12 protein-coding genes and 1 other RNA gene are annotated in these 13,904 nt (G+C 62.0%); 5 read left to right on the top strand and 8 right to left on the bottom strand.

All coding sequences use genetic code 11. From position 1 onward, the window contains the following. Positions 1 to 61 precede the first annotated feature (61 nt). The 3 genes from hemN to ABEH28_RS00815 all read left to right on the top strand — a co-directional run bounded on the left by hemN (position 62) and on the right by ABEH28_RS00815 (position 2,924). A complete protein-coding gene (gene hemN, locus ABEH28_RS00825) occupies positions 62 to 1,444 on the top strand; it encodes an oxygen-independent coproporphyrinogen III oxidase (RefSeq protein WP_346628791.1) in 1,383 nt (460 codons plus the stop codon). Between the two features lie 133 nt (positions 1,445 to 1,577). Then, positions 1,578 to 2,312, top strand: a complete 735-nt coding sequence (fnr, locus tag ABEH28_RS00820; protein WP_192174209.1) for a fumarate/nitrate reduction transcriptional regulator Fnr — start codon at positions 1,578 to 1,580, stop codon at positions 2,310 to 2,312. Positions 2,313 to 2,375: 63 nt separating this feature from the next. Continuing rightward, positions 2,376 to 2,924, top strand: coding sequence for an adenine phosphoribosyltransferase (locus ABEH28_RS00815; RefSeq protein ID WP_133775824.1), 549 nt, complete (start codon positions 2,376 to 2,378; stop codon positions 2,922 to 2,924). 224 nt (positions 2,925 to 3,148) lie between these two features. Here ABEH28_RS00815 and recR read toward each other — a convergent pair whose 3' ends face one another. From recR to dnaX, 4 genes are all read right to left on the bottom strand, one after another. Continuing rightward, the gene (recR, locus tag ABEH28_RS00810; protein WP_065988697.1) at positions 3,149 to 3,751 is read right to left on the bottom strand and encodes a recombination mediator RecR; all 603 of its coding nucleotides are present in this window, start codon (positions 3,749 to 3,751) and stop codon (positions 3,149 to 3,151) included. A gap of 69 nt (positions 3,752 to 3,820) precedes the next feature. After that, positions 3,821 to 4,849 (bottom strand): NADP-dependent oxidoreductase, encoded by a 1,029-nt coding sequence (locus ABEH28_RS00805; protein ID WP_346628790.1) that lies wholly within the window; start codon positions 4,847 to 4,849, stop codon positions 3,821 to 3,823. A gap of 183 nt (positions 4,850 to 5,032) precedes the next feature. Beyond that, a complete protein-coding gene (locus tag ABEH28_RS00800) occupies positions 5,033 to 5,359 on the bottom strand; it encodes a YbaB/EbfC family nucleoid-associated protein (RefSeq protein WP_037011416.1) in 327 nt (108 codons plus the stop codon). Positions 5,360 to 5,459: 100 nt separating this feature from the next. Then, a complete protein-coding gene (dnaX, locus tag ABEH28_RS00795; RefSeq protein WP_346628789.1) occupies positions 5,460 to 7,613 on the bottom strand; it encodes a DNA polymerase III subunit gamma/tau in 2,154 nt (717 codons plus the stop codon). A gap of 210 nt (positions 7,614 to 7,823) precedes the next feature. Between dnaX and ABEH28_RS00790 the strand changes: the two genes are divergently transcribed. Further along, a complete protein-coding gene (locus ABEH28_RS00790; protein ID WP_282372538.1) occupies positions 7,824 to 8,600 on the top strand; it encodes an ABC transporter substrate-binding protein in 777 nt (258 codons plus the stop codon). A 315-nt stretch (positions 8,601 to 8,915) separates the two neighbouring features. After that, entirely contained in the window at positions 8,916 to 10,622 is a 1,707-nt protein-coding gene (gene acpA, locus ABEH28_RS00785) for an acid phosphatase (RefSeq protein ID WP_346628788.1), read from the top strand. Between the two features lie 61 nt (positions 10,623 to 10,683). On the opposite strand, the gene ABEH28_RS00780 is transcribed toward acpA, so the two are convergent. From ABEH28_RS00780 to ffs, 4 genes are all read right to left on the bottom strand, one after another. Further along, positions 10,684 to 11,880, bottom strand: coding sequence for an MFS transporter (locus tag ABEH28_RS00780; RefSeq protein WP_346628787.1), 1,197 nt, complete (start codon positions 11,878 to 11,880; stop codon positions 10,684 to 10,686). Positions 11,881 to 11,979: 99 nt separating this feature from the next. Further along, on the bottom strand, positions 11,980 to 12,348 hold the full coding sequence (locus tag ABEH28_RS00775; RefSeq protein ID WP_346628786.1) for a Rap1a/Tai family immunity protein: 369 nt from the start codon (positions 12,346 to 12,348) through the stop codon (positions 11,980 to 11,982). Beyond that, positions 12,348 to 13,274, bottom strand: coding sequence for a type I pantothenate kinase (gene coaA, locus ABEH28_RS00770; RefSeq protein WP_074889248.1), 927 nt, complete (start codon positions 13,272 to 13,274; stop codon positions 12,348 to 12,350). The genes ABEH28_RS00775 and coaA overlap by 1 nt, the downstream gene beginning before the upstream one ends. A gap of 318 nt (positions 13,275 to 13,592) precedes the next feature. Next, an RNA gene (gene ffs / locus ABEH28_RS00765) (signal recognition particle sRNA small type) lies at positions 13,593 to 13,689 on the bottom strand. Positions 13,690 to 13,904: the final 215 nt, after the last annotated feature.

The following is a 13,904-nucleotide window of genomic DNA, read 5'->3' as shown; positions in this document are numbered from 1 at the left end:
ACGCCTTGATCTGCGCGCGCCTTACACTTCCCGCACCGCCAGCCTTCACGGGAACGCCCCCATGCTCGACGACCTTCGTTGGGATTCTGAACTCATCCGCCGCTACGATTTGGCAGGGCCGCGTTACACGTCCTACCCCACCGCCGTGCAATTTCATACGCAGGTTGGCGCCTTCGATCTGCTGCAGGCACTGCGCGACAGCCGCATGGCGTCGCGGCCATTGTCGCTTTACGTGCACATCCCGTTCTGCGCCAACATTTGCTACTACTGCGCCTGCAACAAAGTCATCACCAAGGACCGCGGTCGCGCCCAGCTCTATCTGCAGCGCCTCGAACGCGAGATCAGCCTGATCGCCGCCCATGTCGATGATCGTCAGGTGGTCGAGCAGTTGCACTTCGGCGGTGGCACGCCGACCTTCCTCAGTCACGTCGAACTGCGTCAGCTCATGGCCCATTTGCGCCAGCACTTCACCCTGCTGGATGACCACTCCGGCGACTACGGCATCGAGATCGACCCGCGCGAGGCCGACTGGTCGACCATGGGCCTGTTGCGCGAACTGGGTTTTAACCGTGTCAGCCTCGGCGTGCAGGACCTCGATCCGCTGGTGCAGCGAGCGATCAACCGTTTGCAGAGCCTGGACGAAACCCGCGCCATCGTTGAAGCCGCGCGCACCTTGCAGTTTCGTTCGGTGAACATTGACCTCATTTACGGCCTGCCGCTGCAAACCCCGGAGGGTTTTGCCCGTACCGTCGAGCAAGTCATCGCCCTGCAGCCCGACCGTCTTTCGGTGTTCAACTACGCCCACCTGCCCGAGCGATTCATGCCCCAGCGGCGCATCGACACGGCGCAGTTGCCCAGTCCGGAACAGAAGCTGGAGATGCTCCAGCGCACCATCGAGCAACTGACCGGCGCCGGCTATCGCTACATCGGCATGGACCACTTCGCCCTGCCCGATGACGAACTGGCCATCGCTCAGGAAGAAGGCACGCTGCAGCGCAATTTTCAGGGCTACACCACCCACGGTCACTGCGACCTGATCGGCCTCGGCGTCTCGGCCATCAGCCAGATCGGTGGGCTTTATGCGCAGAACACCGCCGATCTCACAGAGTACCAGACCCTGCTGGCCAGCGACCAACTGGCGACCAAGCGCGGTCTGCGTTGCAACGAGGACGATCAGCTGCGGCGCACCATCATCAGCCAACTGATCTGCCATTTCCGCGTCGATTTCGCGCCCGTCGAGGATGAATTTTCCATCCACTTTAGGGAATATTTCTGCGAGCAGTGGCCGCAGTTGCTGACCATGGCCACGGATGGGCTGATTCACCTGGATTCGAAAGGCATCACCGTCACCCCGGCGGGACGTCTGCTGGTGCGCTCGATCTGCATGGTGTTCGACGGGTATCTGGGCGCGCAAAACCGTCAGCGCTATTCCCGGGTGATATAGGCCCGCGTGATCCAGGCATTTTCCGCCTGGAGCGGAGGAATCATTTCTGGCCATGGAGGCGCGTGGTAGTCGCAGGGTTAACCGCTGAGTTACCCTTACGACTTATGTGTGTTTCTGCAAAAGGAATTACCCGATGTCTGAGCCAGTCAAACTGCGCGCTCCCACCCAGGCTCACTGCAAGGACTGCAGCCTGGCCCCGTTGTGCCTTCCGCTTTCATTGAACCTGGAAGACATGGATGCACTGGACGAGATCGTCAAACGCGGCCGGCCATTGAAGAAAGGCGATTTTCTGTTTCGTCAGGGCGACACCTTCGCTTCCGTCTACGCCGTCCGTTCCGGCGCGCTGAAAACCTTCAGCCTCAGCGACAGCGGCGAAGAACAACTCACCGGCTTTCACCTGCCCAGCGAACTGGTCGGGCTGTCCGGGATGGACGCCGAGGCGTATCCCGTCACGGCGCAGGCCCTTGAGACCACATCGGTGTGCGAAATCCCCTTCGAACGGCTGGACGAACTGTCGGTGCAACTGCCGCAATTGCGTCGCCAGTTGATGCGGGTGATGAGCCGGGAAATTCGCGATGACCAACAGATGATGCTGCTGCTCTCGAAGAAAACCGCCGACGAGCGCATCGCCACGTTTCTGGTCAACCTCTCCGCCCGCTTCCGCGCCCGGGGCTTCTCCGCCAACCAGTTCCGCCTGAGCATGTCGCGCAACGAGATCGGCAACTACCTGGGCCTGGCAGTGGAAACCGTGTCCCGGGTGTTCACCCGCTTTCAGCAGAACGAGTTGATCGCCGCCGAGGGCAAGGAAATCCGCATCCTCGATCCGATTCAGCTCTGCGCGCTGGCCGGGGGATCGCTGGAAAGCTGATGCATGATGGTCCGGGCGGGCTTAGACTGGCGTCTTTTGAGTCATGTCCTGCCCGAGATCCATATGATTTTCGACGAATTCAGCATCAAATCCCTCATCCGCCCTGTGGTGGATTTCCCCAAGCCCGGCGTGATTTTTCGTGACATCACCCCGCTGTTCCAGTCACCCAAGGCCCTGCGCCTGGTCATCGACAGCTTTATCCAGCGTTATATCGATGCCGAGTTCACCCACGTCGGCGCCATGGACGCGCGCGGGTTTCTCATCGGCTCGATCGTTGCGTATGAGCTGAACAAACCGCTGGTGCTGTTTCGCAAGCAGGGGAAACTGCCGGCGGACGTGTTGGCCGAAGCCTACCAGACCGAATACGGCGAAGCGCTGCTGGAAGTCCACGCCGACAGCTTGTGCGACGGGGATTCGGTTGTGATGTTCGATGACCTGATCGCCACCGGCGGCACGCTGGTCGCCGCCGCCAACCTGATCCGCCGCATGGGCGCGAAGGTTCACGAAGCCGCTGCGATTATCGATCTGCCTGAACTGGGCGGCTCACAACGCCTGCGTGACATGGAAATCCCGACGTTCTGTTTGACCGAGTTTGCGTTGACGGATAAGTAGGAAGCCACCAATGGAAGACGTCTGATCACAGCACCAGACGTCAGGCCAGCTGACACTGCTGCTCCTGAGCGAACACGATATTGTGGGAGTGAGCTTGCTCACGAAGAGGCCGGTACCGCCGCCAGATATCTAGCGGTAGGAAGGCCACCTTCGCGAGCAAGCTCGCTCCCACAGGTCCTCATTCGCTGCAAGACAGCGGCGCGTATTGAAGACAGGGAACTCATCTACAACTGAATCGGCTTGCGCCCTGCGAACGAGTGGGCGAGCGTGCCGCCGTCGACCAGTTCCAGCTCGCCACCCAGCGGCACGCCGTGGGCAATGCGCGAGGTGACCAGACCTTTGTTGGTCAGCAGTTGGGCGATGTAGTGCGCCGTCGCTTCGCCTTCCACCGTCGGGTTGGTGGCGAGGATGACTTCGGTGAACGAGCCCTGCTCCTCGATCCGCGCGACCAGCTGCGGGATGCCAATGGCTTCAGGCCCCAGACCGTCCAGTGGCGACAAGTGGCCCTTGAGCACGAAGTAGCGCCCGCGGTAACCGGTCTGCTCCACCGCATACACATCCATCGGGCCCTCGACCACGCACAGCAGCGTGTCGTCGCGACGGACGTCCGAGCATTGCGGGCAAAGTTCTTCTTCGGTGAGGGTGCGGCATTGTTTGCAGTGACCAACGCCTTCCATCGCCTGACTCAGTGCCTGGGACAGACGCGAGCCACCGCTGCGATCACGCTCCAGCAACTGCAACGCCATGCGCTGGGCGGTTTTCTGACCGACGCCGGGCAGGATGCGCAGGGAGTCGATCAACTGGCGAATCAGGGGGCTGAAGCTCATTGGAGAAACGTCCGACAAAAACACGAGACGCGGTTTATACCCGCGCCTCCGATTACCGTCAAATCAGGGTCACGAGACCTTGACCACCAGCTTGCCGAAGTTCTTGCCGTCGAGCAGGCCAATGAACGCGTCCGGCGCGTGCTCCAGACCTTCCACTACGTCTTCGCGGAATTTCACCTTGCCGTCCTTTACCAGCGGAATCATGGCCTGCATGAATTCTTCCAGACGGTGGTAATACTCTTCGTAGACGATGAAGCCCTGAATCTTCGCGCGCTTGGTCAGCAGCGTGCGCATCAACAGTGGCAGTTGATTCGGCCCTTCCGGCTGGCTTTGCGCGTTGTAATGGGCGATCAGTCCGCACAACGGCACCCGCGCACGCTCATTGAGCAGCGGGATGACCGCTTCAAGCACCTTGCCGCCGACCAGTTCGAAATAGATGTCGATGCCGTTCGGGACGGCTGCTTTCAGCTGCTCGGCGAAATCATCACTGCGGTGATCGATGCAGGCATCGAAGCCCAGCTCGTCGACCACATAATGGCATTTGTCTTCACCACCGGCAACACCCACCACGCGCAGGCCATTGAGCTTGGCCACCTGACCCACCACCGAACCGACCGCCCCGGAAGCCGCAGCGACGACCAAGGTCTCGCCCGCTTTCGGTTTGCCGATGTCCATCAAACCCATGTAACCAGTGATGCCCGGCATGCCGAGCACGCCCACCGCCATCGAGGGGCTGGGCAGGTCTTTCGGCGCCATCAACAGGTTGCTGCCGTCGGAAATGCTGTGGGTCTGCCAGCCGGTCTGACCCACCACCAGATCGCCTTCCTTGAATTTCGGGTTGCGCGACTGCTCGACCACGCTGACCGCGCCGCCTTCCATCACCGCATCGATTTCCACCGGTGCCGCGTAGGACGGGGCGTCACTCATGCGACCGCGCATGTAGGGATCAAGGGACAGGTAGAGCGTGCGCAATTGCACCTGGCCGTCTTGCAGGTCAGGCAACGCCTCGCGCTCAAGTCGGAAGTTTTCCGGGGTCGGTGCGCCCTGTGGACGGGATGCCAGGACCACACGCTGGTTGAGGATCAATTCTTGCGTCATCTGAATGGGCTCCATGATGAAGGGTTGCGAGGGTATAGAAAGCAGACCGTGGGCAGCCGGACGGGTTCGGTCGGATGTGGGGCTCCATATGACGCGCGTAATCCGGGACGGCCCTGGCGCCGTCCCCACACAAAAATGCCAGGCACGAGGGCCTGGCATTCGGATGTCACAACAGCCGCCCGATCAGAACGGCAGTTTCATGCCCGGGGGCAGCTGCATGCCGGCGGTCATGCTGGCGGTCTTCTCCTGGCTGGCCGCTTCGATCTTGCGCACGGCGTCGTTGACGGCTGCAGCGATCAGGTCTTCGAGAATTTCCTTCTCTTCCTGCATCAGGCTGTCGTCCAGGCTGACGCGCTTGACGTCATGACGCCCGGTCATGACCACGCTGACCAGACCGGCGCCGGATTGGCCCGTCACTTCAGCGTTGGCCAGCTCTTCCTGCATCTTGGCCATTTTTTCCTGCATCTGCTGAGCCTGCTTCATCAGGCCTGCCATGCCACCTTTCATCATGGGAGTTACTCCTCGGAAGTCATTGGATAGAAAGTCGTTGAACAATCGGGGCGCCCCATCAGCTTAGCGCCCCCGGAAATCATTGGTCCTGAATCAGCATCTAGACCGGCGCCTGCGCCGGCGCATCCACCGGCACAATCGTGTCCTCGCGAATGGACGCACCGAACTGCTGCATCATCTGCTGAATGAACGGATCGCCGTGAATCGCCGCCTCGGCCTGCTTCTGCCGATCGGCACGCCGACGCGCCGCTGCCTGAGCCGGGGTTTCCTGCTCGGGCTTGATCAGTTCGATACTCAGGTTGAGGGTGCGTTCATGGTATTGGTTCAGCGCGTCGTTCAGACGGCGCTGCTGCGTCGAGTTGAACAGCGCGCTGTGGGCCGGATCCAGGTGCAGCAGCCAGTTGTCGCCCTCCACCGAAATCAGCGTGCAGTTGGCGGCGATGCTGCCGGTCATGCCGGAAATCGGCAGTTTCGGGAACAGCTCAAGCCAGTCGGCTGCCAGCCCGGTGGCGGGCTTGGCGGCCGGCAACAGCTCGGGCTCCTTCTCCACCGCTTCGACCGCTTCGTGGGCCAGGTCGTCAAGATAAGCGAACGACGCCGGGTCGATGTCGATGTCCGGCTCGTTGTAGTCGTCATCGGGCGGCGGCTCGTCGTCGCGGTCCATGGGCGCCGGCACGTAAGGCGTCGCGTCGGGCACGTGCTCGATCATCTGCAATGTCACGGCGTCGGCGGCGGCTTGCCGTTGTTCTGACGACTCGACTTCGGGCGCTTCCGGCACAGGGCTCGCGGGGACCGGCACCGGCATTGGCGTCAAGCCAGGCTGCTCGGCGACAATGTCGAGGACGGGCTCGGGAATCTCGGCGACGGATTCGGAAGCGGGCTGCGCAGACGGCTCTGGTTCAGGCTCTGCCTCGGGCTCGGCAGCAGGGGCTGGCGGCGCGACCTTCGGCTCGTTCCAGGGCAGGTCGATCTCTTCCTCAGCCTTTGCCTTCGCAGGTTGAGCGTCGGGCACGGCCACCGGAGCAGGCTTGTCGATAACAGGCGCTGGCGACCGGGCGGTGATGGGGTTGGGTGCTGCGGATGCTGAACTCGCCACCGCTGTCCGGGAATCAACCGTGGCCGGGTTGATCCCCACTGACTTTAACGGCTGCGTCGGCGCGTTGTCGGCGTCTGCGGGCCGGAACGCCAGCATGCGCAGCAGCACCATCTCGAACCCGCCACGGGGGTCCGGCGCCAGCGGCAAATCGCGGCGACCGATCAGGCCCATCTGGTAATAGAACTGCACGTCTTCGGCGGGCAATGACTGGGCCAGAGCCAGTACGCGATCACGATCGCCATGGCCATTGTCCACCCCTTCAGGCAGCGCCTGGGCGATGGCGACCCGGTGCAACACGTTGAGAATCTCCGAGAGCACGCCGCTCCAGTCAGGGCCCTGTTCGGCCAGATGGCGCACGGCTTCAAGCAGCGAGCGGGCATCGCCCTCGATCAACGCAGCCAGCACGTCGAACACCTGGCCGTGATCCAGCGTACCGAGCATGGCGCGCACATCGGCCGCCAGCACTTTGCCTTCCCCAAAGGCAATCGCCTGATCGGTGAGGCTCATGGCGTCACGCATCGAGCCATCGGCGGCGCGGCCCAGCAGCCACAGCGCGTCGTCTTCGAACGGAACGTTTTCCACGCCAAGGACGTGGGTCAAATGCTCGACCACACGCTCGGGCGTCATGTTTTTCAGGGAGAACTGCAGGCAGCGGGACAGAATGGTCGCCGGCAGCTTCTGCGGATCGGTGGTGGCAAGGATGAACTTGACGTAGGGCGGCGGCTCTTCCAGCGTTTTGAGCAACGCATTGAACGAGTGGCTGGAGAGCATGTGCACTTCGTCGATCAGGTAGACCTTGAAGCGGCCGCGACTGGGTGCGTATTGCACGTTGTCGAGCAGCTCGCGGGTGTCCTCGACCTTGGTGCGGCTGGCGGCGTCGATCTCGATCAGGTCGACAAAGCGGCCTTCATCGATCTCGCGGCACACCGAGCATTCGCCACAGGGCGTTGAAGTGATACCGGTTTCACAGTTCAGGCACTTGGCGATGATCCGCGCGATGGTGGTCTTGCCGACCCCCCTTGTGCCCGTGAATAAATAGGCGTGGTGCAGGCGCTGGCTGTCCAGCGCGTTGATCAGGGCCTTGAGCACATGGGTCTGGCCGACCATTTCGCGGAACGAGCGCGGACGCCATTTACGTGCAAGAACCTGATAACTCATTGAAAACCGTCGCGACTGGGTTGCGGAAGACCGCCAATGCTAGCGGAGCAGGGGCAAAATTGCATCTGGTGTCCGACGCTTATCGCTTTATTATGGCTGGCCTGGCTCCGCAAGACGGCTCCGCGAGATGGTTCCCCCATAAGGTTCCGCACCTGGATTCCGAAGACACAGCAGGCTTGAAGCGTCGCACTGTTACTTCGAGGGATCCGGATGCGAGTGTGGGTGAGTGGCTTGGGACTTTTGGGCGCCGTGGAGTTACTGAGCGCACCTGCTGCGGCGCAAGGCCCGCCCCTGCGTTTCGCCGTGGCCGACAGTTGGTCGATGCCGCTGATGCAAGTGGGTCCCGACGGACCTGAGACCGGCATTCTTTTCGACATCATGGAAAGCCTGGCCCGGCAGATCGGCCAGACTGCCGAATATCGCGTGTATCCACGGCTTCGGGTGCAGGCGGCGACCGAGCGCGGTGACGTCGATGTGCGCTGTTACGCCGCGCAGTCCTGGTTGCCGGACATGTCGGGCGACTACACCTGGAGCCTGCCACTGCTGACCCAGCGCAACGTGCTGGTGGGCAGCGCCTACGACACCGCACCCTTTCAGTTGAGCGCTATTCTCGGCGATCACATCGGCACCGTGCTGGGCTATGCCTACCCGGTGCTGGACCCACTGTTCGCCACGCGCGATTTGATCCGCGAAGACGCCAGACTCCAGGAGCAGGTCCTGCAAAAGCTCTCGGCCCATCGCTACCGATACGCCGTGGACACCCAGTGGTCGCTGGACTGGTACAACCGCGACCAGAAAGCCGACGAGAAACTCAGGGCCGTGTGGATCATCGATGAACAGCCGGTGGGTTGCGTCGCCCGCAACGACCCGAGCGTACCCGCGCAACGCATCATGCGCACGCTGCTGAGGATGAAGATGTCCGGGGAGATCGAGCGGATTGTCGAGCGGTATCAGGTGCATTCGGGCAACCCCGACGACCCGTATTGAGGCTGCGCCGCTTTTCGATTGTGGAACGGCTGCAACCTTCGATTGTGGGGCTGGCGCCGATTGTAGGACCGGCTTTAGCCGGGAAAGCGTCATGTGACACACCGCAAAACTGATGGCGTACACACTGGCCTCTTCCCGGCTAAAGCCGGTCCCACTAAAAGATCGCGCGCACTCAGTGGGACCGGCTTTAGCCGGGAAGGCATTAGATGGCACGCCACAAATTTGATGTCGCCTATCGCTGTAGCAATCCCGTCATATTCCCTCGCTAGGCTCCGGCGACACATGTTGTAACAACTCGACCTGCGAGCGCCCGCCATGACCAAGAAACCGGAAGATCCCGCACAGGCTTCGGCCCCCCAGACACCGGTGGATGGCAGCCGTCGACGCTTCCTCAGCGGCGTCGCGGTACTGGGCGCCGGCGCGACCCTCAGCGGTGTGGTGGGCGCGGCCGAAGCAGCCCCTGAAGGCAAGCCTGCGACGGACACCCTGTTGACCGGCCCGGCGCTGGACAAAGCGCTGCAGGACAACATCAAAACCATCGTGGTGATCTACGGCGAGAACCGCAGCTTTAATAACCTGTTCGCCAATTTCCCGGGCGTTGAGCACCCGCTTTCAGCCGTGAAACCCGAGCAATACCGCCAGCGCGACCGTGACGGCAAGGTCCTCGACAGCCTGCCCCAGTGCTGGGGGGGCGTCTGCCAGATCGGCCCGCAAAGCGTCGACGGCGTCACCTACGCGACGGGCGTGCAGTATCAGGAAAACCTGCCCAACGCGCCCTTCCCCCTCAAAGGCCCGAGCGGCGAAGACCTGCCCCTGAGCGTCGTTACCCGCGACCTGTGGCACGTGTTCTACCAGAACCAGATGCAGATCAACGGCGGCAAGAACGACGCTTTCGTTGCCTGGGCGGATTCCGGCGGCCTGACCATGGGCTACTACGCCCAGACCCAATATTCCCTGCGCCTGTGGGACGTCGCCAAAGAGTTCGTGCTCTGTGACAACTTTTTCCAGGGCGCTTTCGGCGGCTCGTTTCTCAACCACCAGTACCTGATCTCGGCCCGGGCGCCCTTCTACCCGGACGCGGCGAACTCCCCCGCCAAGTCACAGATCGCGGAGCTGGAAAGCAGCGATCCGCTGGACTACCGGCTCAAACCGCTGGAGAAATCACCCGCCAGCGCCATGAACGGCCCGCCGCAATTCGGCCCGAGCGCGTTGACGCCGGACGGTTACGGCGTCAACACCATGGCCCCGCCCTACTGGCCGACCTGGCTGCGGGACAAGGAGAAACCGGATTATTCGCAGCCGGGGCTGGCCAACGTGCTGGTGCCGCAAACCCATGACCACATCGGCGACAAGCTGTCGAAGAAGAACGTCGACTGGGCCTGGTACGCCGGCGCCTGGCAGGTGACGCTGGACGAGTACAAGGATTCGACCGGCATTCCGAAGATTCCGAATTTCCAGTACCACCACCAGCCGTTCAACTACTTCAAACAGCAAGGGCCGGACAATCCGGCAGAGCGCAAGAAGCGACTGCGCGACGGTGGCCTGGGGGATGAATCCAGCACCAATAAATTCCTCGCCGACGCCGAGGCCGGCAAGCTGCCCGCGGTGACCTTCTACAAACCCCAGGGCAACCTCAACATGCACGCCGGTTACGCCGACGTGGCTGCAGGTGATCGACATATCGATCGCGCCATCAAAGTGCTGCGCAACAGCCCGCAGTGGAAAAACATGGTGATCGTCATCACCGTCGATGAAAACGGCGGCTGGTGGGACCACGTCGCGCCGCCGAAGGGCGATCGCTGGGGACCGGGCACGCGGGTGCCGGCGATTGTCATCTCACCGTTCGCGCGCAAGGGCACGGTCGACCACACGGTGTACGACACTGCCTCGATCCTGCGTCTGATTACGCGGGTGCATGGTCTGGAGAAACTGGAAGGATTGACCGAGCGCGACAACGCCATGGCGGCACGGGGTCAAACGCCGATGGGTGATCTGAGCAACGCGCTGCAGTTTCCGGTGTAGCTCGTTCCAGTGTAGCCGCGCGCGCAACCATCGCTGGCAGGTGGGCTGATCTTATATGTAATCAAGCCGCCTGCCGACCGCCGGGCTCGTTCGGCAAGCAAACCGTTAGCACCGCCAGCACCACCGCGACCCCCGCAATCACCCCATACACCGCAACGAACGAACCGCTGACGCTCGCCAATAGCCCGGCGCAGTAATTTCCGAGCATGCCGCCGACGCCTTGCATGATGTTGGCGATGCCGAAGATGGTCACGGCCAGCGCCGCACGGGACGCCATCTTCGACACGTACGCCGGGATCAGTCCGAAGATCGGGTAGAAGGCCACGGCGAACACGACGCCTGCCACGAGCGGCCAGTAGCCGGTCGGCGCGATGACCAGAATCAACGCCGCCGTCGCCACGCAGACGTACACCAGCAACATCGCCGCCCGCAGGCCGATGCGGTCCGACAACGCGCCGAGCGCCAGGCCGCTGAACATGCCGACGAAACCGATGCTGGCCCAGATCTGCGCGGTGTACTCGACGCCGAAATGCAGCTCTGTGCGCAAGTAGGACGACAGATAGTTCTGAAACGGAAAGGTCGAGAAGCCGATCAGAAAATTCATCGACCAGACTGCGTACACCCAGCCCTGCAGCGCCTCACGCAGAACGCCTCCACGTGGCGCGCCATCACTGGCACTTTCATCGTTGCGAATAAAGAGCAGCGCACGTTTGAAGACCAGAAACACGCCGACGGCCAGCACGACCGTGATCAGCCCAACGATCCACCACACCGTGCGCCACTCGCCCTGGGGCGCATAAAACGGCACCAGCAGGCTGTTGATGAACACGCCGTAACTGGTGCCGCTCGACACCAGCCCCATGGCCATGCCGCGGTATTTGTAGGGCACGGCGCGCGCGATCACGTCGACCATCGGCACGAATACCGTCGCCGCCGTGCCGGCCAGAATCGTCAGCAACAGACCGATCAGCACCACGTTCTGTGCCAGGGGCATAAGCAGCAAGGCCAGCGCACACACGGCGCCCGATCCGGAAATCACCCAACCGCCGCCAACACGAGGCGTCAGCCATGCCGCCAGCAACGCACTGGCGAGAAACCCGGCCTGCCCCGCTGCGGTGATGGTGCCCACGTAAGCGATGTCGAAGCCCAGGCTGGCGCGCATGTCCGGCACCAGTTGGGCAAAGAGGTAGATCCCGAAACCGTATGTCGCGGCCACGAGACCGGTAAGCAGTAACACAATCAGTGCGTTGATCCGCATCGTCGGCATCCTTGCTGAAGGCCGTCGCAGACGCGGCGGCACAGGTCGACCCGGAGCATCTCGTCTGGATCAAGCAAAGGCTAGCGCAAAACGTGAGGGTTACTGGCAGGGAAACGCGTTTTTCAACGCCGCGACAACCAGCACGGACTCATTCAGATGCAGACTCTCGGGATGCGCCTGCAAGGACTGCACAATGATGCGCATCGACTGAATCATCGGAATACCGCCTTCGGGCACGCACACCAGTCGGGGCAATCCGCCCGCTTCGTGGAACAGGTCCAGGGTGTCCATCGTCGCTTGCAGCACCCCGACGCAATGGCCGACACCCACGCCGTTCTGCGCCACGGCGCCGCTCATGCTGTTGACCCCGTCCTGGCATTCAAGCAGCAACTTGTTGCCGTCCGCCAGAGCGCCAGCGCTGACGCACAACGCGAATAACGCCGACGCGGCCGCGATGGACTTCCTCATCAGCGTAGCCACAGTTCCTTCACCGAATGATCCGACGCCTTACGCACCACAAGGCTGGCGCGCTCGCGGGTCGGCAGGATGTTTTCCAGCAGATTGGGACGGTTGATGTCGTGCCAGATTTTGCGCGCCGCATCAGGGGATTTCTCCGGCGGCAGGTCGGCCAGCTCGCGGAAGTAGGCGCCTCGCGCGCGAAACGCGGTGCGTTGCAGCATCAGAAAGCGCTCAACGTACCAGCGCTCGATGTCACCTTCTTCGGCGTCCAGATAGATCGAGAAATCGAAGAAGTCCGAGACGATGCTGCCCGGCTTCTGCCCGTCATTGCCCTCGGTCTGCAACACATTCAGCCCTTCAAAAATCAGGATGTCGGGCTGGCTGACCTTGAAGAACTGGTCCGGGACGATGTCGTAGCTGATGTGGGAATAGACCGGGGCGGTGATTTCCGGCGTGCCGGCCTTCAGGTCCGAGAGAAACTTGACCATGCGCTTGCGATCGTAGCTTTCCGGAAAACCCTTGCGGTGCATGATGCCGTCGGCGACGAGCCGGGCGTTGGGGTGCAGAAAGCCATCGGTGGTGATCAGGTCCACCCGGGGATGATCCGGCCAGCGCGCCATCAGCGCCTGCAGCACCCGGGCGAACGTACTTTTGCCCACCGCGACGCTGCCCGCCACCGCCACCACATAGGTCTGACGTTTGGCGGGGCGTCCGAGAAAGGTGTCCTTGATGCTGTCGAGGTTGCGTGCAGCGCTGACGTGCAGATTGATCAGGCGCGACAACGGCAGGTAGATGTTGGCGACATCCTCCAGCGAGATGTCCTCATTCACGCCTCGCAATGCGGCGAGGTCTTCTTCGGACAACGTCAATGGCGTACTGGCACGCAGCCCCGCCCACTCCGCGCTGCTCATTACCAGATAGTCATCAGGGGCCATCAATCGCGTTCCAGTCAGGTGTCCGTATCGACAATGGTGCGAAGACTATCGTATTGATCCAAATGGAGGGCAGATTTATTTGGGTCTGTCGGGGCGATTGGCTTATGGCTTTGACGTCATTGCGCCAGATCTGCAGCAAGGGTTTCCACCGTAGACCGCGATATCAGGTCAGGCACGCGATAAGAAAATGACAACGTTAAGCCACGCAGCATTTTGCGAGCAAGACGGTGACAGGTTTGAGAAAGTTGAAAGGATCGAGCCAGGAGGGATGCTGATGATCACACTCGTCATTGCGACAAGAGTTCGTTATGGAGGCAACCCCACCAGCCACACCCCGGCACACAATGTTCCCGCTGTGGCTGCTGCCTTCCGGCTCTGACCAGGTTCACGGGTAATCGTTGCGGGGGGACCGATGGGGTCACCATAACGACGCTCGCCAGTGGCGAGCCGCGCCATTGTACCGGTCTCGCGCGAAGTTACAACCTCTTGTTTCAGATTAAGATTTTGAGCGTCGTCAGCCCCTCGCCGCCTGCGCGATGCAGCGGCGGAGGGGCTGAATGCGGCACAATGGCGCCTGCATTTTCACCTCCCTCCAGCAAGTGGCTCGCCCCCTGCCCGGCCCCGCCGGGG

Source organism: Pseudomonas sp. Ps21-P2, from assembly GCF_039672565.1.
Taxonomy (GTDB): Bacteria; Pseudomonadota; Gammaproteobacteria; order Pseudomonadales; family Pseudomonadaceae; genus Aquipseudomonas.
The sequence above is the reverse complement of the archived record's forward strand: the minus strand, read 5'-3'. Positions and strand labels throughout refer to the sequence as shown.